This is a genomic window from Vreelandella aquamarina, assembly GCF_900110265.1.
Classification (GTDB): Bacteria; Pseudomonadota; Gammaproteobacteria; order Pseudomonadales; family Halomonadaceae; genus Vreelandella; species Vreelandella aquamarina.
In genome coordinates this window covers 29,455-48,468 of sequence record NZ_FODB01000013.1, presented here as the reverse complement: position 1 = coordinate 48,468, position 19,014 = coordinate 29,455, and the positions used below count along the sequence as shown (strand labels likewise).

The 19,014-nt window shown below is 60.4% G+C and carries 17 protein-coding genes; 3 read left to right on the top strand and 14 right to left on the bottom strand.

Features of this window, described 5'->3' with window-relative positions; translation table 11 throughout:
• Positions 1–23: 23 nt before the first annotated feature.
• The 4 genes from BMY49_RS05310 to BMY49_RS05295 form a co-directional block, all read right to left on the bottom strand.
• Positions 24–1,289: a TRAP transporter large permease gene (locus BMY49_RS05310; protein ID WP_074210260.1), complete on the bottom strand. Its 1,266-nt coding sequence runs from the start codon at positions 1,287–1,289 to the stop codon at positions 24–26.
• Entirely contained in the window at positions 1,286–1,822 is a 537-nt protein-coding gene (locus BMY49_RS05305) for a TRAP transporter small permease (RefSeq protein WP_089675139.1), read from the bottom strand. The genes BMY49_RS05310 and BMY49_RS05305 overlap by 4 nt, the downstream gene beginning before the upstream one ends.
• A 43-nt stretch (positions 1,823–1,865) precedes the next feature.
• On the bottom strand, positions 1,866–2,852 hold the full coding sequence (locus tag BMY49_RS05300; protein WP_089675138.1) for a TRAP transporter substrate-binding protein: 987 nt from the start codon (positions 2,850–2,852) through the stop codon (positions 1,866–1,868).
• 148 nt (positions 2,853–3,000) lie between these two features.
• Positions 3,001–3,708 (bottom strand): DUF3581 family protein, encoded by a 708-nt coding sequence (locus BMY49_RS05295; RefSeq protein WP_054645262.1) that lies wholly within the window; start codon positions 3,706–3,708, stop codon positions 3,001–3,003.
• Positions 3,709–3,815: 107 nt separating this feature from the next.
• On the opposite strand from BMY49_RS05295, the gene BMY49_RS05290 reads away from it, so the two are divergent.
• Positions 3,816–6,764, top strand: a complete 2,949-nt coding sequence (locus tag BMY49_RS05290) for a translocation/assembly module TamB domain-containing protein (RefSeq protein ID WP_089675137.1) — start codon at positions 3,816–3,818, stop codon at positions 6,762–6,764.
• Here the strand turns inward: BMY49_RS05290 and BMY49_RS05285 are convergent.
• Complete coding sequence (locus BMY49_RS05285) at positions 6,761–7,474, bottom strand: trimeric intracellular cation channel family protein (RefSeq protein ID WP_089675136.1); 714 nt, start codon at positions 7,472–7,474, stop codon at positions 6,761–6,763. The two genes, BMY49_RS05290 and BMY49_RS05285, sit on opposite strands and share 4 nt — an antisense overlap.
• Before the next feature lie 88 nt (positions 7,475–7,562).
• Entirely contained in the window at positions 7,563–8,006 is a 444-nt protein-coding gene (gene copM, locus BMY49_RS05280; RefSeq protein ID WP_208596171.1) for a CopM family metallochaperone, read from the bottom strand.
• A 157-nt stretch (positions 8,007–8,163) separates the two neighbouring features.
• On the opposite strand from copM, the gene BMY49_RS05275 reads away from it, so the two are divergent.
• Positions 8,164–8,658, top strand: coding sequence for an NfeD family protein (locus tag BMY49_RS05275; RefSeq protein WP_089675135.1), 495 nt, complete (start codon positions 8,164–8,166; stop codon positions 8,656–8,658).
• A gap of 2 nt (positions 8,659–8,660) precedes the next feature.
• Positions 8,661–9,716, top strand: coding sequence for an SPFH domain-containing protein (locus tag BMY49_RS05270; protein ID WP_089675134.1), 1,056 nt, complete (start codon positions 8,661–8,663; stop codon positions 9,714–9,716).
• Positions 9,717–9,776: 60 nt separating this feature from the next.
• Here the strand turns inward: BMY49_RS05270 and BMY49_RS05265 are convergent, their stop codons facing one another.
• The 8 genes from BMY49_RS05265 to BMY49_RS05230 all read right to left on the bottom strand — a co-directional run bounded on the left by BMY49_RS05265 (position 9,777) and on the right by BMY49_RS05230 (position 19,001).
• The gene (locus BMY49_RS05265) at positions 9,777–11,258 is read right to left on the bottom strand and encodes a sodium:solute symporter family protein (RefSeq protein ID WP_089675132.1); all 1,482 of its coding nucleotides are present in this window, start codon (positions 11,256–11,258) and stop codon (positions 9,777–9,779) included.
• The gene (locus tag BMY49_RS05260; protein ID WP_244154918.1) at positions 11,251–11,583 is read right to left on the bottom strand and encodes a hypothetical protein; all 333 of its coding nucleotides are present in this window, start codon (positions 11,581–11,583) and stop codon (positions 11,251–11,253) included. The genes BMY49_RS05265 and BMY49_RS05260 overlap by 8 nt, the downstream gene beginning before the upstream one ends.
• Before the next feature lie 179 nt (positions 11,584–11,762).
• Positions 11,763–12,791: a methionine synthase gene (locus tag BMY49_RS05255; protein WP_074210254.1), complete on the bottom strand. Its 1,029-nt coding sequence runs from the start codon at positions 12,789–12,791 to the stop codon at positions 11,763–11,765.
• A 25-nt stretch (positions 12,792–12,816) separates the two neighbouring features.
• On the bottom strand, positions 12,817–13,794 hold the full coding sequence (locus BMY49_RS05250; protein WP_054641288.1) for a DUF1852 domain-containing protein: 978 nt from the start codon (positions 13,792–13,794) through the stop codon (positions 12,817–12,819).
• 211 nt (positions 13,795–14,005) lie between these two features.
• Entirely contained in the window at positions 14,006–15,355 is a 1,350-nt protein-coding gene (gene astB, locus BMY49_RS05245; RefSeq protein ID WP_089675130.1) for an N-succinylarginine dihydrolase, read from the bottom strand.
• The gene (gene astD, locus BMY49_RS05240; RefSeq protein ID WP_089675151.1) at positions 15,352–16,824 is read right to left on the bottom strand and encodes a succinylglutamate-semialdehyde dehydrogenase; all 1,473 of its coding nucleotides are present in this window, start codon (positions 16,822–16,824) and stop codon (positions 15,352–15,354) included. The genes astB and astD overlap by 4 nt, the downstream gene beginning before the upstream one ends.
• An 81-nt stretch (positions 16,825–16,905) precedes the next feature.
• Positions 16,906–17,937: an arginine N-succinyltransferase gene (astA, locus tag BMY49_RS05235; RefSeq protein ID WP_089675128.1), complete on the bottom strand. Its 1,032-nt coding sequence runs from the start codon at positions 17,935–17,937 to the stop codon at positions 16,906–16,908.
• Entirely contained in the window at positions 17,937–19,001 is a 1,065-nt protein-coding gene (locus BMY49_RS05230; protein WP_089675127.1) for an arginine N-succinyltransferase, read from the bottom strand. The genes astA and BMY49_RS05230 overlap by 1 nt, the downstream gene beginning before the upstream one ends.
• Positions 19,002–19,014 lie beyond the last annotated feature (13 nt).

Below are 19,014 nucleotides of genomic sequence, written 5' to 3'. Positions count from 1 at the left end.
GCAGCGCCCTCGCTATGCTGTTTTTAACGCCGAACCAACCCATCGGTTAGCCAGGGCAACCACGCCAGCAGCACCAGCGTGACGAGGGTCGCCAATAAAAAGGGCAGCAGCGCTCGGAAGATTTTTAGCGGCGGCGCACCGGTCATGGAGGAAGCGATAAACAGCCCCGCGCCCACTGGCGGGGTGAGCAACCCCATCACCAGTGTCAGGCAAACCACCACGCCAAACTGGTAAGGGCTAATCGCAAACTGGCTTTGAGCGATGGGCATTAAAATAGGCACCACCAGAATCAGTGCGGCAATCCCATCGATCACCATTCCCACTAGCAGCAGCGCCCCAATCACCAGCAGCAGAAACAGAAACGGGCTGCTGGTCAGCGCGGCAATCCATTCAGCGGCCATTTGCGGCAGCTGCTCGTAAATCACTACCCAGCCAAACACACCTGCCGCCGCAATCAGCATAATCACCAGCCCAGCATTAATCGCCGTGCGGGTAAGCACTTGGGGTAGCTGCTGAAAACGCAGATCGCCGTACACAAAGCGTCCCATTAACAGCGCCGCCAGCGAGGCCAGCGCCGCCGACTCCGTGGGCGTCGCAATGCCCAGCAAAATACCGCCAATGATAATCACCGGAATCAGCAGTGCAGGCATGCCCCATAGCGCATCGTGCAGCGCCTGTTGCCGGCTTGGCCACTGCCCTTTCGGGTATTGTTGCACCAGCCCCACCAGGGCGATAACCACGAAGAAACTCGCGCCCAGCAACAGCCCCGGCAGTAGCCCAGCGATAAACATCTCCGCAATGGGTACTTGGGCCATCACCCCAAACAGTACAAATAGCATAGAGGGCGGAATAATCGGCGATAAAAGCCCGCCAGCGGCGGTAATCGCCGCGCTGTAGGGCGTGTCGTACCCCTCCTCCTCCATCGCAGGCACCATAGCGCGGGACATAATGGCGATTTGCGAGGCCGCCGAGCCAATGATCGCCGCCATCATCATATTGGCGACTAAGTTGATATAAGCCAAGCCGCCGCGAAAGCCTCCCACCAGAATGCGGGCCAGAGCAATCAAGCGCTTGGTCAGCCCGCCCTCGTTCATCAACTCCCCGGCCAGCATAAATAGCGGAATCGCCAGCAAGCCGTAGCTTTCAATGGCGCTAAACAGCTGCTGCGGGTAGGAATCAAACAGCACCGTATTGCCAGAGGCCTGGATATACCACATCGCCGTAAGCGCCAGCACTAGCGCAATAGGCACCGCTCCCAGTAGCAGTAGCAAGAACACCGCGACCGTCATACCCGCCCCCTTAATGCCATTAGCGATTGCGTCAGGTTCGCCACGCCGTGCAGGCTCAGCGAGAGCGCAAACCAAGGCACAATCAGCCACGCCCAGAACTTTTTAATGCCCAGGGTGGAGGTGTTTTCCGCATAGATAAAATTAAACGTTTGCCCCTGAAACGCCTGGGTATCGAAGCCGGTTTGGGCCAGCGTCAGCGGCTGGTACCAGCCCCAGCAGAGCCAGACCAGCAGCAGGGCAAACAACAGCACCATGGCATCCACCGCCACGCCGACCAGCTTTCTACCCGTTGGCGGCAGCAGGTCGCTCACCAGTGTCACCGCGATGCCCTGGCGGCGTTTCAACACCGCCCCAGCAATCAAGAACGTCATCCAGATCATGGCGTAAATCGCCAGTTCACTGACCCAGTACAGCGGGCTGCCCAGCGCGCGAAAGGCGATATTTGTGAGAATTAAACACGTCACCGCCGCTGCCAAGGCAGCGGCGGTGATCTCTTCACAACGGGCAAGCCCTTTGGAAAGGCGTTGCAACATGATGATTAAAGGCCTTTATCAACGGCTTGTTTGACGTTAAGGATTACTCGTCGCGCAGGCGGTCAGCCTCGGCGCGCAGGGTATCCAACATAGGGGCTTTCGGTGCCCAAATACTTTCCCACTCGGCAATCGCCTCGGAGAAGAACTCGGCATCGGCTTCGACGATATTGATGTCCAGCGCGCGGATCTCCTCTTCCTGGGCGGCGTCCATCTCCTCAAAACCGCTCAGTACGTTCTCCAGGTGCTCGGCCATGGCGGTATCGATCAGCTCGCGGTCTGCCTCAGAGAGTTCGCGCCATACCCGCCCAGACACCACCCCTACCATCGGGAACATCATATGGTTGGAGATCAGCAGATTGTTCGCCTGCTCGTAGAATTTCAGAATCAGAATGGAGTCGAAGTCCATGTCGATGGCGTCGACCTGCCCATTGGCGAGAGCATCATACACTTCCAACAAAGGCATGGGCGCAGGAGCGGCGCCAGTCGCGGTGTAGAAGTCACGGATCGGCTCGAAGGGGGTAATACGCAGCCGCTGGCCATGCAAATCATCAGCGCTTTCAATAGGGCTGCGGCTCAATACTTGGCGCATGCCTACCATGCCGTAACCTACCCCAACAAAGCCCACGCCTTCCGGCATCAAGTCGAGTAGTTCACCGGCCGCATCGGAACGCAACAGGCGCGCCGCGTGGTTGACGTCGTCCACCAGATACGGGGCGTAAAGTGCGCCAAAATCAGGAATGCGGTTGGAGATTTCGGCAATGGTCAGAAAGGCCATGTCCAACGCGCCGGTTTGCAGCTGCTGCACCATTTGCGCTTCGTTACCTAACTGCTGGGCAGGAAAAACGCTTACGCTATGCTCGCCGCCTGAGCGCTCGTTGAGTGTTTGCGCGAACGCTTCGGCTTCGGTGGACCACAGATGCTGGGCGGGTGTAATCAGCCCTAAACGGAAGTCACGCGCCTGGGCGCTCATGGAAGAAACGGCCAAGGCGGCTGCGGCGCAGGCAAGCGTCAGCGTTTTCATTCGGCTCATGCAAAGCCTCGTTGTCCAGCCAGAGCGCCGTGCGGCGCTTTGGGTGTTTTTTTAATTAGTCGGCTTTGAGAATACCTGAGCGGTTGCGTTAATGGCACCCGCCATTGCGCTAACGCAGCGTCGCAATGACGGGTAGACATCCACTGCCCTAGGCGGCTTCGTAGGCGGCTTTCAAGCGGTAAAATTCGTCGACAATGGCCGCCATTTCGGTAGCATCGTAGTCGCATAGCCCGCTGACGACGAGCTTCTTAGAGCCTACACCCACCGCTTCACCGGCTGACTCAATGGAAAACTCCAGCAGCGCATCAGCGCGTTTACCCTGGACATCCAAGGAGGATTGATTCAGCGCCAGATTAGGTGAGAAGCCGTCTAAACGCTCCAGGCAAAAGCCCATGCTATCGTAGATCACCAGCGGGCGTTTAGGGTTAAACATCACCCCATGCTGCTCCATCAGCGGCTTGAGATAGTGGGGAAAATTCTTACCCGAGAAGGCGACGTAGCAGCGGGCAAAGCCTTCGACCACCGCCTCATCACGGGTCATCTCGCCGCTGCGGACAACCTGTAAATAGCATTTACCGCTGTCGTCACAGACGTGGATATCCCCGTTCTCGGTTTCACTGAACTTGATGGGTGTATCGGCCCCCACCATATTGGTGAAGCGAAATTCCATTTGTCGCGACAGCCCGAACTTCACCAGCACCAGCGTAAATAGCAGGTCGCCGGGCACGCAGAAACGCCGCGCATCCGGGTTGTGAATCGGGTTGTAGTCGCCGGCCACGCTTTTAGCGAAGCGGCTGGCCTGCTCCGCGGAGATCACCACATACTCTCCGCGCTGCGCGTAAAAATCCTTGAACATGGCTTTGCTGCCTGCCTAGCGTTGAAATCGAAAACCCATAACTGCCCCACGTCGCGCATAATGCCATAAAACACGCGCCAACAGGAGTCATCTGCTAGGAAGCCCGTATGTCCCGTGACACGCCCACTGCACCACGTCGTTTTCGCCTTCTCATCGCCCTGCTGTTTGGCGCGCTAGCGCTTGTGCTAATTTGGCTGATAGGCAGCTACTGGCTACTCAACAGCCAGTGGCTACCGCAACGAATCTCCACCATCGAAGGGGTCGAGGTGCGCTGGTCTAACGCCCAGAGCCTTCACCCAGGGCGTTGGGAGGTGGAAAATCTCTACCTAGCCCGGGAAGACGAAGCGCTACCGATTACCGTCGAGGCTAGCCAAGCCACCCTGTCGCTATCGCTGCTTGCCCTGCTTCGCGGAGAGCTACATATTCAAGCACTGGAGGCAAACGGCATTCGCCGCTTTACCGTCGGGGACATTGCCCTGGAGGCAGAGGGCCAGCTGAAGGTCGAGGATACCCAGTTCAGCCAAGAGATCCTCAGCGTGCCTTATGTAGGCTTGGACATCACCCAGGGCCGCCTCGTCCGCTTGAGCGATCAAACCACGCTGGTGCAGGATATTCAGCTACGCAGTACGGCGTCGCTGGACTCACTTTCTACCCAGCAAAGTAGCGATGCGTTAACCGAGGCGCTGCTCGACGCCCTCACCGCCCAGCTTGCCATCACGGCTCAAGCGGATGCTTGGGACGTGTTCATGCCCTACCTAGAGGCGCTGCCCTGGTTGAGCCTGGCAGGCAACGGCGTATTGGAAGGTGAGCTAGCGCTTGCCGAGGGCCAACTACAGCCGGGCAGCGAACTCACATTAGCAACCCCAAGGCTTGCGCTCTCTATCGATGAGCAGCGCTTGAAAGGTACCGACAACACGCGCCGCTGGCTGGTAGCGGATGACACACCGCCGCCGCATACCGCCACGGGCCAGGGGCGCGTCAGGCTCGCTGTGGTAGAGGGGCAACTGCGCTTCGCTACTCAGTTGGAGGACGTCACGCTAGCCGACACGCACCCCTACGCCACAAACACACGGCTCTCCCTCGCTACCCACATCCCTAATCAGCGCCTGGACCAACTCGACTTGCCCACTGGCGCCTCACTTGAGCTATCGGGCGAGGTAACGCGCCTGGACATGCTTGACCGCTATCTCGCAACAGTCTTCGATGGCCAAGGGGTTCGGCTATCCGGCCAGGGGAGCATCACCGCCAGCGCGACGCTGCGGGATGCGCGCCCTTATGAAGCATCGCTAACCGTTCAAGCGCCCACGCTAGGCGCAGAGCTGCTTGAACTCACCGCGCAAGGCAGCGGTACGCTCGACACGACGCTCTCCCCCGATGAGCAAGTAGCGGCAACGCTGGCCTTCACAGACGCCACGCTGCGCCATCAGGAGCGAACCTTGCTAGCGGATGCAGCGCTAACGCTAGCGGCACAAAGCCCCCTCGACCCCGAACTGGCACAACAAAGCGCCACGGCGCAACTAATTTGGGAAGAAGCAACGCTGCCCAATATCCAAGCGCTACAACCCTACCTTGCGGCGGTGTTGCCCCGCCCTTCTCCGCTAACGTTAAACAGCGGCTCAGCCACCAGCCACGGGCAGCTCCGCTTCACGACCGAGCAACTGAGCGGCGAGCTTTATTTGGCTGGCAACGCGCTGACCACCGGCTGGCAACGTAGTGAGCAGAGCGGCACGTTGGTGAGCGATATACAGCTGGCGCTGGCCATCAACCAAGCGGCGCTGGATGGCACAGCGCTGGACATCAGCGGCTCGCGGCTAAGCTGGCAGGTGGCCGACCCGCAACATCCCGGCGAAGCGCTGGAGAGCACGCTGGTGCTGCGCGACGGTCGCTTTCAGCGCCAAAACGCCACCCCAAGCGGGCAGTTCACGCTGGAGGGCAGCGTGCAGCGGCTAGGGTTTCTCAACACGTTTTTACCGGACGCTCACGGCGTATCGCTTTCCGGCAACGGTCAGCTTTTTTTACAGGGCGCGTTTATAGACGACACGCTGCAAGCCCCTACTCGGCTGCGGGTCAATGCTAACCAGCTGGAAGTGACGTTTCTCGACTACTTGGCCACCGGGCGCGGCGAGCTGACCGCCCAGTTAGATAGCCCCGAGCAAGCACAGCTTTCGCTAGGCATTCCACAGTTCGCCTTACGGCGACAAGATGATGACCGCCCGCATCTGGAAGGCCGCCACTTTACGCTCACCACCCAAACCGACCGCTTTAGTGATGTACTCGACGCCCCCGCTCCCGAACACTTCACCACCCGCGTTGCGCTGCCAATCACCGAGGTGCCGGACATTGCCCGCTACAATCGCTACCTGCCAGAAGATGCGGGGGTTGAGCTACTCTCCGGCAGTGCCAGCCTAACCAGCGAATGGCTGCTAGAGGGGCTGCGCGCCCAAGGTGATATCACGCTGCGCGCTTTCGAAACCGAGATGGCGCTACTGGAGCAGCGCCTGAGGGGAGACGTGACACTGCACCTACAGCTCACCGAGGGCGATATCGAGACGCGCCGCTTTGTCGCCAATGACTCCTACCTGCGCCTGGAAAACGTTTTTCGCCGAAGCGACGACGGCACTCAGGACGCAGGCTGGTGGGTGCAGCTCACCATGGAAGAAGCCCAGCTCAACTGGGACGCCCCGATACAACTCACCAGCCAGCTACGGTTAGGCATGCGCGATACTGGGCTGCTGGCACGGCTATTTCTCGCCCGTGCCCGGGAGAGCGACTGGCTGGGCAGGATTTTAAACGTGCATAACATCAACGGGCACGCCCTACTCACAGTGAGCGGCGAGCAAATACGCCTGCATGACCTCACGCTCACAGGCGGCCCGCTGCTTCTGCTTTCCGATGTGAGCCTAGCCGACGGCCAAGCCAACGGCGCGCTTTATGCACGGCTGGGTGCCGTGGGCCTCGGCGTGGAGCTGAATGACAGCGAACCGGCCCTACGCGTACTCCAACCCAAGCGCTGGTTTGACCGCTGGCGAGAGGCCCAGCGCTTTCCAAGGCCTTAGCGGCGCGTGCGTTCTCGACGAATCATACGCACGCGCTCTTTGGCCTTTTGAGGTGTAGACAGCGGCGCGTTGGCGTCTTGGTATTTAGGCGGCACCGTGACCCAGGCAAACACCGGCAGGGCCAAGTGCCAATGAATCGCCGCTAAGCGCAGGCCCAGCGTCACGCTCAATGAGGCGGCAATGGCGAATGTCAGCGGCGCATCGAGCGCCTGCAGCGCGACATACACAATCCCGCCCGCCATGGCGGCGGTGGCATAGATCTCTTCGCGCAGCACCATGGGCACCCGCTGAGCCAACACGTCACGAATCATGCCTCCCGCCACACCGGTCATCATGCCCATGAGTACCGCCACCACCCCCGACGTGCCCAGCAGCAACGCCTTGTGGGTACCGATCACGGTAAACAGCGCCAGGCCGAAGGCATCGGCGATGGGTAAAAACCCCCGAGATAGACGATGGATATAGTGAAATCCCACCAACGACACGCCCACCGTGGCGAGGATGACCCACAGATACGTGGGGTCGGTGACCCAGAACACCGGCCGGACACCCAGCACCAGATCCCTCAAGGTGCCGCCGCCAATCCCGGTCACCGCCGCCAGCACCAGCATGCCAAACGGGTCCATCCGCGAACGGCAGGCCAAAATGACTCCCGACAGGGCAAACACGATCACCCCCGCCAAATCCAACCCGTAAATTACCCCCGACACGCAGCGCTCCTTTGATGCGACCCTGAAGAGGCGGGCAGAATATCACTGTTGGGGCCGGTGCGTAGCGGATTATGCGGGCAAGGTGACGTTAATGTTCCTGACGCTCGAGCCACTCGCGCAGAAACGCAATTTCACTCTCTTGAGCCGCGATAATCTCCTCGGCGAGCTGGCGAATCTCTGGATCATCACCATATTCGAGCACGATCTCGGCCATCGCAATGGCACCTTCATGGTGCGGAATCATGCCCTTGGCAAAGTCCACGTCGGGATCTCCGCTGAAGGCCATGTTCATATCTTCATGCATACGGTCATTGGCCGCCTGAAAAGCGGCAACGGCCGGATGCTCTGAAGGTGATGCGGCCTGCCCATGGGACTCGTGGGCGTGGCTATCTGATGAGTGATCGGATGAGTGATGATGCGCATGGCTGAGCGGCGTGATCAGCGCCCCCGCGAGCATCATGACGCCTACCCAGTACGGCCTGCGCATGGCGGGTAAAAGGCTCTGGGTGACACTTTGGCAAGCGTTGGACATCAGTGTGCTCCTCAATGGCTGATTGGCTTTGCCTGCCTCTGTCAGGCAGGATGCTATCGTCACGATAGATTAAAGGTCTAAAACCTTGGGGCGGCACAGAGGTCAAGAGGCCTAAGGTACGTTACCCTTGGGGTAGCCCACTTGATAAGGAGTGCACATGGATTGGAATCCGGCCTACACTTGGTTAGTCATCGCGCTGCTGCTCAGTCTCGGCGAGCTGACCTCTGGCGCCATGGTCCTCCTGGCGCTGGGCATCGCCGCCGCCTTGACCGCCGCCGTCACCGCACTGGGGCTGACACTGCCCTGGCAACTGCTCAGCATGGGCATCTTCGCGGGTATTCTGGTGCCCGTGGGCGTGATGGTGATTCGCCCGCACTTTTCGCCCAAGGGGGTCGCCTACGGCACCACCGGCACCGGTGTGGAAAAGAACCAACACTATGTCACCCTGACCCGCGACTTCGATAATGCCACCGGCATCAAGGTCAATGGCGACTTCTATCGACTACGCGTGCTGGAGAGCGGAGCCACCGAGCTGCCCTCCGGCACTCCGGTGGTGTTCAAACGTTTCGAGGGCACCACCGCCCTGGTCATGCTGGCCCCTGCCAGCAACCCGGTTCCCCAGGACGACCATTCGCAACGCAAGGAGCTTTAACCATGGATCTACCCATCAGCCCAGGCCTGTTGATCAGCCTGATCATCGTGGTCATCGGTATTCTGATCATTTCCAAGGGCTTGGTGATCGTTCGCCAATCGGAAGTCATGGTGATCGAGCGGCTAGGCTCGTTTCACCGGGTGCTGGAGAGCGGCATCAACATCATCATTCCCTTTATCGAGCAGCCCCGCGCCATCACCATGATTCGCTACAAGAAAATGGGCGAGGAGTACCACCCCATCACCAGCGATGAAATTCGTATCGACCGTCGGGAAACCGTCATGGACTTCCCGGGCCAGCCGGTCGTGACCACCGACAACGTCACGGTGCGGATCAACGGCGCGCTCTACTATCAGATCATCGACCCCAAGCGAGCAGTCTATGAAGTCGAGAACATGAGCCAGGCCGTGGAGGTATTGGCCAAGACCACGCTGCGTTCGGTGGTCGGCAAGATGGAGCTGGATAAGCTGTTCGAATCCCGGGCCGAGGTGAACAACGAGATTCAGGCTGCCATGGAAGAGCCTGCTTCCAAGTGGGGGGTCAAGATCTCCCGGGTCGAAGTTCAGGACATCGCCATGCCGGAAGAGGTGGAGTCGGCCATGCGCCTGCAAATGGCTGCCGAGCGTAAGCGTCGTGCAACGGTCACCGAAGCCGAAGGCGAAAAATCAGCAGCCATTGCCATGGCCCAAGGCCAGCGTGAGTCTGCCATCCTCAACGCCCAGGGCGATAAAGAGTCGGCCATTCTGCGTGCCCAGGGCGAGCAGGAGTCGATCAAGCTGGTGCTCAGCGCCATTGGCGACAGCGACGAGCACAAGCGTACGGTAGTGGGCTATCTGCTCGGCCAGAGCTACATCAAGGTGCTGCCCACCATGGCGAAAGACGGCGAGCGCGTCTTCGTGCCCTACGAATCCTCGGCGCTGCTGGGCTCCATGGGCATGTTCCGTGAAATGGCGGGCTCCCCGGAAGACACCGTGGCCAACCATCTGGATCACGCCAATTCTCGTCAGGGCGGCTTCCGCAGTGGCATCGTGGGGGGCGCTGCAGGCGGCCAATCGTAGCCATACCCGCGAGGCCAGCGTCAGCGCTGGCCTCGTCTGTTCTCTGTTCTCTCTTCTCCTCTAACGCCCCAGCCGGGTCAGCCCTCGTGGCGCCGAAATGCGAAAGAACCGCTCGACCACCTCACTCTCCCCCGCTGGAGTGACCAGCGACACGGCAAAAAAGAGCGGCAGGTTGACCATCAGCCCCCAGAATCCGGCATGAATCCCCAACGGGTGTGGCCACACGGCGGTGAATGCCACCGTTACCATGAAGCCCGCCACGATGCCCGCCATGACACCCAGCTTCGACGCTCTGGGCCAAAAGAACATGCCGATAAACGCGGGCAAAACCTGCGAAGCAAAGCCAAGCCCCACCAGCAAAATCATCACTAAGCTCCCCGGTTCTGCAATCGCCAGCGGCGCAATCACCAGAAACATAATGGGCAGAATCAAAAGCCGCGCCAGCTTGGCGGTGGTGCCCTCCGAGAGCTTGAGCAACGGCTGCAGCACGTCTTTACTCACGGAAAGGGAAACCGAATGAATAAACGGCTCGCTGGAGGACATAGAGGCCGCCAAGGTGCCCGCGCCCAGCAGCCCAACTAACACCACGGGCAAGTGCTGCATGGCGTACTCCAGCACCACGGTATCTGCCCGCGCCAGCTCCGGCAGCGAGAAAATACCGATAAAACCCACCACCACCATAGGTAGAATCACCACATAGTAGGTGGGTAGCCACGTCGCGCTGCGGCGGATGGTGCGCGCTGAAGAGGCGCTCATCCACTGTGTCCAGACGGGGGGCATAAACGAGAACATCGAGACAATGATCGACGTGGTCCAGAAGCTAAAACTCATATCGCCCCCCGCGCCGGGGAGGGTCAGAAACTCGGGGTTCTCGGCGGTGATGCGTTCAAATACGCCCGCAAAACTCAGCCCGCCAGTGGCACTGTGTATGGCCCATAGGCCTACTGCCCAGGCCACCACCAGCATCAACACACCCTGGAACGCGTTGGTACGGCCAATCGCCCGCTGCCCGCTAGCGTAGAGATAAACCGCAATGCAGGCCAGCACCAACAGCACGCCCAACCAAACAGGAATCTGCCCGCCGCTCATCACGAACAGAATATAAGCAGAGCCAATCGTTTGTAGCACCGCGTAGGCCACGGAGCCCACCGCCATCACCAGCGCGGAGAGCGCCCCTAGCGCAGGGCTTTGGTAGCGGTCGGCAATGGCGCTTGCCTGCGTTACATGGCCAAACTGCTCGCCGAACTGCCACACCTTCGGCCCGAAGTACCAGGCCACCAGCGCTAAATAGGCCAAATAAACCGCCACATAAAATACCGCCACGCCCTTGGAGTAGGCCCAGCCCGGTGCGCCCATGAAGGTGTAAGCACTCACACTACCCGCCGCGATCAGCAGGTAAAGCGTCACTGGCCCCATGCTGCGCCCCGCCACGCCCCACTCTTCAAGATTATTCATGGAGCGGCCAGCCTGTGCGCGAAGGCCGATCAGCATCGCGGTGGCCACGTATAAAAGCGTAATGACCAGCGGCCAGGCACTACTCATGGTCGTCTCGCTCTACAATTCGGTTGCCCACTAGCATGACTGCCACGCAGGCAAACATGATCACGTAGCTCCACACCACCAGCAGCGGCAGTCCCATCACCAGCGTGGCCCGGTTCACCCAACCAATCACTGGCCAAATACCGGCCAATACTAGCGCCACAAAGGCAATGAAAAGCCCCCAGCCCGCCCAGGACGTGGGCAGCACAAAAATACGTCGCATGTCATATCCATCATGATGAAAGGAAGTCAACACCACCACGGCTGTCATGGCGGTGTCGCGGCGCGTTGCCATACTGGCAGCCACCCTAGCCGTTAAGTCGTTCATGATGAAGATTTTAATGCTTTCCGACGTCTATTTCCCTCGGGTGAACGGCGTGCCGACGTCGATCGAAAGCTTTCGGGGGGCGCTGGAACGAGGATACCCAGGCGGAAGCTCTAGTCCGCCTGTATCACTCTCTGTGTCCCAATGCATGGGGGGCATCACCCGCCTAATGGCCAAGCCGACTATCGAGAAATCTCCTGCCGTACGATTGCCGCGCCAGCGCTCAGCGCCTTCAGCTTACCCTGGGCGACTTCACGAGGCAGGGGCGTCATACCGCAGTTGGTGCAGGGGTAAAGCTTGTCGGCATCGACGAACTGCAGCGCCTTGCGCAGCGTGTCGGCGACCTCTTCCGGCGTCTCGATGGCGTGGGTGGCCACGTCGATGGCCCCAACCATCACCTTCTTGCCGCGAATCAGCTCGATCAGCTCCATCGGCACGTGGGAGTTCTGGCACTCCAGCGAAACGATGTCGATGTTCGACGCCTGCAGCTTGGGGAAGATCTCTTCGTACTGGCGCCACTCGGACCCCAGCGTCTTCTTCCAGTCGGTATTGGCCTTGATGCCGTAGCCGTAGCAGATATGCACGGCGGTCTCGCAGGTGACGCCTTCGATGGCTTTTTCCAGGGCGGCGATGCCCCAGTCGTTCACCTCATCGAAGAAAACGTTGAAGGCGGGCTCATCGAACTGAATGATGTCCACGCCAGCCGCCGCCAGATCGCGGGCTTCCTGGTTGAGGATCTTGGCGAACTCCCAGGCCAGCTTTTCGCGGCTCTTGTAGTGGCCATCATAGAGCGTATCGACCATGGTCATGGGCCCGGGCAGCGCCCACTTAATCGGCTGGTCGGTCTGCTGGCGCAGGAACTTGGCATCCTCGACGAAGACCGGTTTTTCCCGCGAGACGGGGCCCACCACCGAGGGAACGCTGGCGTCATAGCGGTCGCGGATCTTGACGATCTCGCGCTGCTCGAAATCAACGCCGTTCAAGTGCTCGATGAAGGTGGTGACGAAGTGCTGGCGAGTCTGTTCACCGTCGCTGACGATGTCGATACCCGCCAAGCGCTGATCGTGCAGCGATATCCGCAGTGCATCCTGCTTGCCTTGGGCCAGCTCCTCGCCCTGCAGCTTCCAGTCCGACCAGAGTTTTTCTGGCTCGGCCAGCCAAGCGGGCTTGGGCAGGCTTCCGGCCGTCGATGTGGGCAGCAATGTCTTCATAACAATATCCTTGGTAAACAGTGAATCAAAGGGCGACATCGGCCGACCAGCGCTCGAGCACGTGACGGAAAGGTTCGATGAAGTAGCGCTCGGCAAACTTGCCCTGCTCGACGGCCAGCTGGCTACGCTCTTCGCGGTCGTACTCGATACGGGTCAACGAGTAGTCCTGATGGGTCAGATGCGGTTGATAGACCTTACCTGCCGCCGAGTTAGCGTTGTAAATTTCCGGTCGATAGATCTTCTGGAACGTCTCCATGGTGCTGATGGCGCTGATCAGTTCGAGATCGCTGTAATCGGCCAGCAGATCGCCGGAAAAGTAGAACGCCAGCGGTGCCACGCTATGGGGCGGCATGAAGTAACGCACCTGCAGGCCCATCTTGGCGAAATAGAAATCCGTGAGTGACGATGTGTCGTTCACGTATTCGACGCCCAGCACCGGGTGGCGATTTTCCGTCTGACGATACACCTTGTTGCTGGAAACGCTGAGACAGATCACCGGCGCCTTGCTGGCAACGGATCGATACGCCTCGGAGTCGACGAAACGCTTGAACAGCTTGCCGTGAAGATCGCCAAACCCCTCCGGAATACCAAATTCCGACCGCTCCTTGTTGTGCTCCGAGAGCCACACGCTGAAGTCGTAGTCGCGGACGTAGGAGGAGAAGTTGTTCCCCGTCATGCCCTCGATGCGTTTGTCGAGATGCCGATCGATGATGGTCGTCTTCAACATCTCGATCGCCGGGAAGGTAGCGCCTTCAGCCGCCACGCTTAGCTCGCCGGTAATGATCTCCAGCTCGACGGCGTAGCGATCTGCCTTGGGGTTATCCCAATGGGCCAGGGTATTGAAGCGATTGTCGATCATGGTCAGCGCGTTACGCAGGTTTTCCTGGCAGCGCTCGCCTCTCGCCAGATTGGCGAAGTTGGTCGTGGTACGCGTGCTCTCGGCAGGACGGTAGTTTTCGTCGAACCGGACGCTCTTGATATCGAAGGTAAAGTCGTAGCTCATCGCGAACAAACACCCTGTTGGTCGAGATTGGCGACGGCGCCCCAATGCAGCTCAGCGCTCGATGCCATGTGTGACGTTTCGATAGACGGGCGTTAGCGCCACGTCATCGAAGAGGATGTGTTCTTTATGCCAGACCCACCATATGAATGAAAAGCGACATTAATTCAACTCATCATGAGAAAACCTCATGATGAGTTGTTTGGCAGGGCGCTTACCCCTGTTGAAACGGATACACCGAGCCAATGTTCAGCAGCTGCGTCAGCTCATCCAGCGCGGTGAGCACCTCCGTCGCGAGCTGCGGGTCGGCCAAGTCGTCGGTAGCGAGGCGGTCGCGGTAGTGGCGGTTCACCCAGGCGGTGAGGTCGCTATAAAGTGCCTCGTTGAGCAGTACACGGCCAGTCAGCGCAGCGCGCTCGGCTTCCGACAACACCACCCGCAGGCGCAGGCAGGCGGGACCGCCGCCGTTGCGCATACTTTGCTTAACGTCTTTAACGATCACTTCGCCAATAGGGTTATTGCCCGCCAGGATGAAGTTCTGAATCGTGTTCCAAACGGCTTCACGCTCTTGGCACTCGCTGGGCACCACCAGGGTCATTGTGCCGTCTGGGTTGGAGAGCAGTTGGGAGTTGAACAGGTACGACGCTACCGCGTCTTCCATGCTCACCGCTTCCACCGGCACCCGGACAGGAATCAGCGGCGTACTCATCTTGGCGCGCAGCTCGTTGAGCGTGCGCTCTTCATCAAGAAATGCCATTTCGTGGTAGAGCAGCACCGGGCCGTTGCCCACGGCAATCACATCGTTGTGGAACACCCCGGCATCGATGGCCTCGGGATGCTGCTGAGCAAATACGGTCTGGGCGTCGCTCAGCCCGTGCTGGCGGGCCACCGCCTGGCTGGCTTCCAGCGTTTGCCGGGCCGGATAACGCTTGGGCTCGTTCCGCCCGCCGCCAAACGCCTGTCGGCCATACACGAACAGGTGCACGCCGGGCTCGCCATACTCACCGCACAGCCGGGTGTGGTTGGCCGCCCCTTCATCGGAAAACGCGGGGGTGGCGGGCAGCACCGGGTGGTGGGCGAAGTGCTGCTCATCGCGGAAAATCGCCTGGAGCACGCGCCCCGTGGTGCGCGGCTCCAGGTAGCGGTGGAAACTCGACTGCAGGTTGGCCGGGGTAATGTGCATCCGACCATCGGGTGCATCCACGCTAGGCGTAATGGTGCCCGCGTTGGCGGTCCACATGCTGGACGCCGAGCACACGGCTCGCAAAAGTTGCGGGGCTTGTGTCGCGGCACGTGCCAGCATCTCACGGTCGCTGCCGCTGAAGCCCAAGTCGCGCAGCGCGCCCAAATCGGGGCGCTGCTGCGGCGGCAAAACGCCCTGGGCGTAGCCCGCGTCCATCAGCGATTTCATCTTGGCCAGCCCCTGCAGCGCCCCCTCTTTGGGGTTGGAAACCAAACCGCCGTGACTCATGGAGGCCACGTTACCATGGGCAAGCCCCGAGTAGTTGTGGGTCAGCCCGACCAAGCCGTCGAAGTTGACTTCCCGGATGCCGTGCATGCTCATAGGCTGACTCCTGGCGGCAGGGTTTCGGGCATTTCCAGGCTTTCGGCCTCCATGGAGGCGACCGGGTAAGCGCAGTAGTCTGCGGCGTAGTAGGCACTGGGGCGGTGGTTGCCGCTGTCGCCCACGCCGCCGAAGGGCGCATCGCCCGAGGCACCGGTGGTCTGGCGGTTCCAGTTGACGATACCGGCGCGGATACGCAGCAGGAAGTCGTCCCAATCCGCCTGCTCGCCCCCGATCAACCCAGCCGACAGGCCATAGCGGGTGTCGTTGGCCAGGGCAAGCGCCTCATCCCAATCCGTATAGCGATGGACTTTCAGCAGCGGGCCGAAGTGCTCCTCGTCGGGCACGTTCAACCCCGTCACGTCGATCAGCGCGGGGCTGAGCAAGCTAGTGCCCTCTTTGAGGCGCTGCATACGATTGATCACCGTGCCGCCCATGGCTTCCAGTTCATCCTGCGCCTTGAGCAGGCCATCGGCGGCGACAACGCTGACCAAGCCGCCATAGAACGGCGCAGGCTCCTCGTCGAACTGCCCCGCCACGTGCAGCTTGGCGATGGCATCCGAAAGCGCATCGATGAGGTGGTCGCCCACCTCCCCCTGGGGCACAATCAAGCGGCGGGCGCAAGTGCAGCGCTGCCCCCCTGAGAGAAACGCCGACTGGAGAATCGTCAGCACGGCAGCGCGCTCATCCTCCACATCCTTCACCACCAGCGGATTGTTGCCGCCTAATTCCAGCGCGAGGATTTTATCCAGCTGCCCGGCAAACTGCTGCTGCAGCATGCCACCCACTTTGGCACTTCCGGTAAACAGCAGACCATCGATACCCGGGTGGGCAGAGAGCGCCTGTCCCACGGCCACCCCTCCCTGCACGAGATTGATCACCCCAGCAGGCAGCCCGGCTTCTATCCAGCACTGCAGGGTGAGATCCGCGGTGAGCGGGGTTTGGTCGCTGGGCTTGAACACCACGGTGTTACCCGCCAATAGGGCGGGCACCATATGGCCATTGGGCAGGTGGCCAGGGAAGTTATAGGGGCCAAACACCGCCATGACGCCGTGGGGGCGGTGGCGCAGTACCGCTTTGGCACTGCCGACGGCTTTTTCACGCTCCCCGGTGCGCTCGTGGTACGCCTTGATGGAGAGCGCGATTTTACCAATCATCGCACCTGCTTCGGTGCGGGCTTCCCACAGCGGTTTGCCGGTTTCCGAGGCGATGGCAATGGCCAAGTCCTCGCGGCGGGCGGTCAATACGTCGACAAAGCGCTCCACCAGCGCCTGACGCTCAGCAAAGGGCGTGCGCGCCCAGGTCGGGAATGCCGCTCGCGCCGCCTCGACCGCAGCGCCAACTTGGCTGCTGGAAGCTGCCGCTCCTTGCCAAAGCAGCATACCCGCCACCGGATCATGCTTGGTAAAAGGCTCGGCGTTGCCGACGACCCAAGTGCCGTTGATCAGTTGTTGCTGCTGGGCATGCATGTTCTCGGTGTGCATCATGCTCTCCTTTGCTCAATTTTTATCGTCGTTCGCGCGGGCAGAGGGACGTTCCAGGCGTTCATGTTAGGTTTCCAGCAGGCGAACGGCGTCGCCGGTGGAAACGCCTAGCCGCTTGGCCTCGTCGGGGGTGAGCACAATCGTGCTGCTATCTGCCGGGCCGCGGCCGATCCAGCTCGCGGTAAAGTTCAGCATTTGGGTCGACGCCGCCAGCCAGCGGCTAACGCTCTCTTGCGGCGCGCTCGCTGAGACTTCCACCTGATAAAGCTGCGAGTTGCGAATCGCCCGCACGTCATCGATGTAGGCCTCCACTGTGGGGCCACCATCGAAAATGTCGATATAGCCTTCCCAGCGCAGCCCCTCTTTTTTAAGCATCCCCAGCGCCGGCCGGGTGTGACGGTGCACCTGCCCGATACACGCCCGCGCCTCTTCCGACATAAACGTGGTGTAGATCGGGAACTTGGGCATCAGCTCACCGATAAAGCTCTTCTGGCCCAGGCCGGTCAAGCGGTCGGCTTCGTTGAAATCCATGGGGAAGAAGTGTTTCCCCAGGCTCTCCCAGAAGGGACTAACGTTGTTCTCGTCGAACACGCCGCGCATCTCGGCCAGCACTTTCTGCGGAAAGCGGTCGCGGAACTGGGCAATGAACAGCCAGCGCGCTTTGGAAAGCAGCGCCCCGTTACGCAGGTGTTTGTTGGCCTCGCCGCGATACTCGGGGCGCAGAAACAGCGAGCACACCTCGGCGTCGCCGGTATGGTCGGAGCTCAAAAACAGCGTATCGATGGTGCGATGCAAATCGAGCTGTACCGACGAGTGCGCCAGCGTGCCAAGCCGATAGTTGTAGAACGGCACTTCACGACCCACCTGACCTTCGATGGCGCAACAACCTGCTAGCTCGCCGTTGGTTTCATCTTCTAGCACGAAGAAGTAGAGACGGTCGTCCACTGGCGTACGCTCTTCGAACGCGCGGGCGGCGGACTCGATTTTACCGGCCAAAAACTCGCGGTTATCCGGCAGCGAGGTAAAGCCAACACCGGCCTGCTGCGCAAGCGCCTGGAGCCCATCCAGATCATCACGGGCAATGGGTCGAATGCGCATTACATCTCTCCTTCATCAAGCGCATCGATGGCGCTTGGCAGGGTTAACGGTGCCGCCAGCACCGCCCGTCCCTCTTCTACACCCAAACGCTCCGCGTGCTGCGGCGAGAGCATCAGCTGCCCCGTGGGCGAGAGCGCGTAGCGCGCGACGATACAGCGGAAATCACTCAGCGTTTGGTTGGCAATCATCGCCGGTTCGGCATCGGGTAGCGCGTGCTCGGGGCGTATCCGTACCGGGTGCCAGGCGGCGCGGCGGAAAGTTTCCAGGCGCTCGCGCTCGGCTTTGACGATGGGGCCTGCATCGAAAATATCCACGTGTCTGGAGCGCACGAACCCTTCGGCCAGCATTTCGCCCAGCGCCTCTTCGTGGGCCGGATGCTCGCGGCCAATGGCAGCACGGGCCTGGGGCGTGAGCAGTGGCAAATAGAGCGGAAACTGCGGCATCACCTCGGCAATGAAGCTCTTTGAGCGCACGCCCGCTATGTGATTCATCTCCTGGAAACCGCGGGCAAAAAAGTGGCGGCCCACGCTCTCCCAAAAGGGAGATTCATTCTGGCGATCCAGGTACCCCGGAAACGCCACGGCGAGAATCCGCGAGAAGCGCTCCGGGTACTGGGCGATGAACATCAGCCGCGCCCGGCGCAGTAAGCTCTCCGCGCTGGTGCCCTTGTAGCGCGGGTTAAGCGACAGCGCGCAAAGCAGCGTGGCATCCGAGGCTTCATGGGAAAGCGCCAGCGTTTGCACTTCACGGCGAACGTTAAGCTGCTGAGAGGCGTGAATCAGCGTCTCTTGGCGGTAGGTGTAGTAGGCCTCGGCAGCCCCCGCCTGGGCGCGGATGGTGGCCGTCCCCAGCACCTCGTTGCGGCTATCGTCCGCCAACACGAACATATAGTGCTCGTTACCGGGGTACTCGATCTCGCTCTCGAATGCTTCTTGGGAGCGCACGATGCGCTCCTCGAGGCGATCCCGATTGGCGGGCAGGTTGGTAAGCCGAGGCACCGCATGTTCTGCCAGTTGCTCTAAGGCGGAAAGGTCAGCCAGCGTGACCGGTCGGATTACCAACATGTTTAACGCCCCC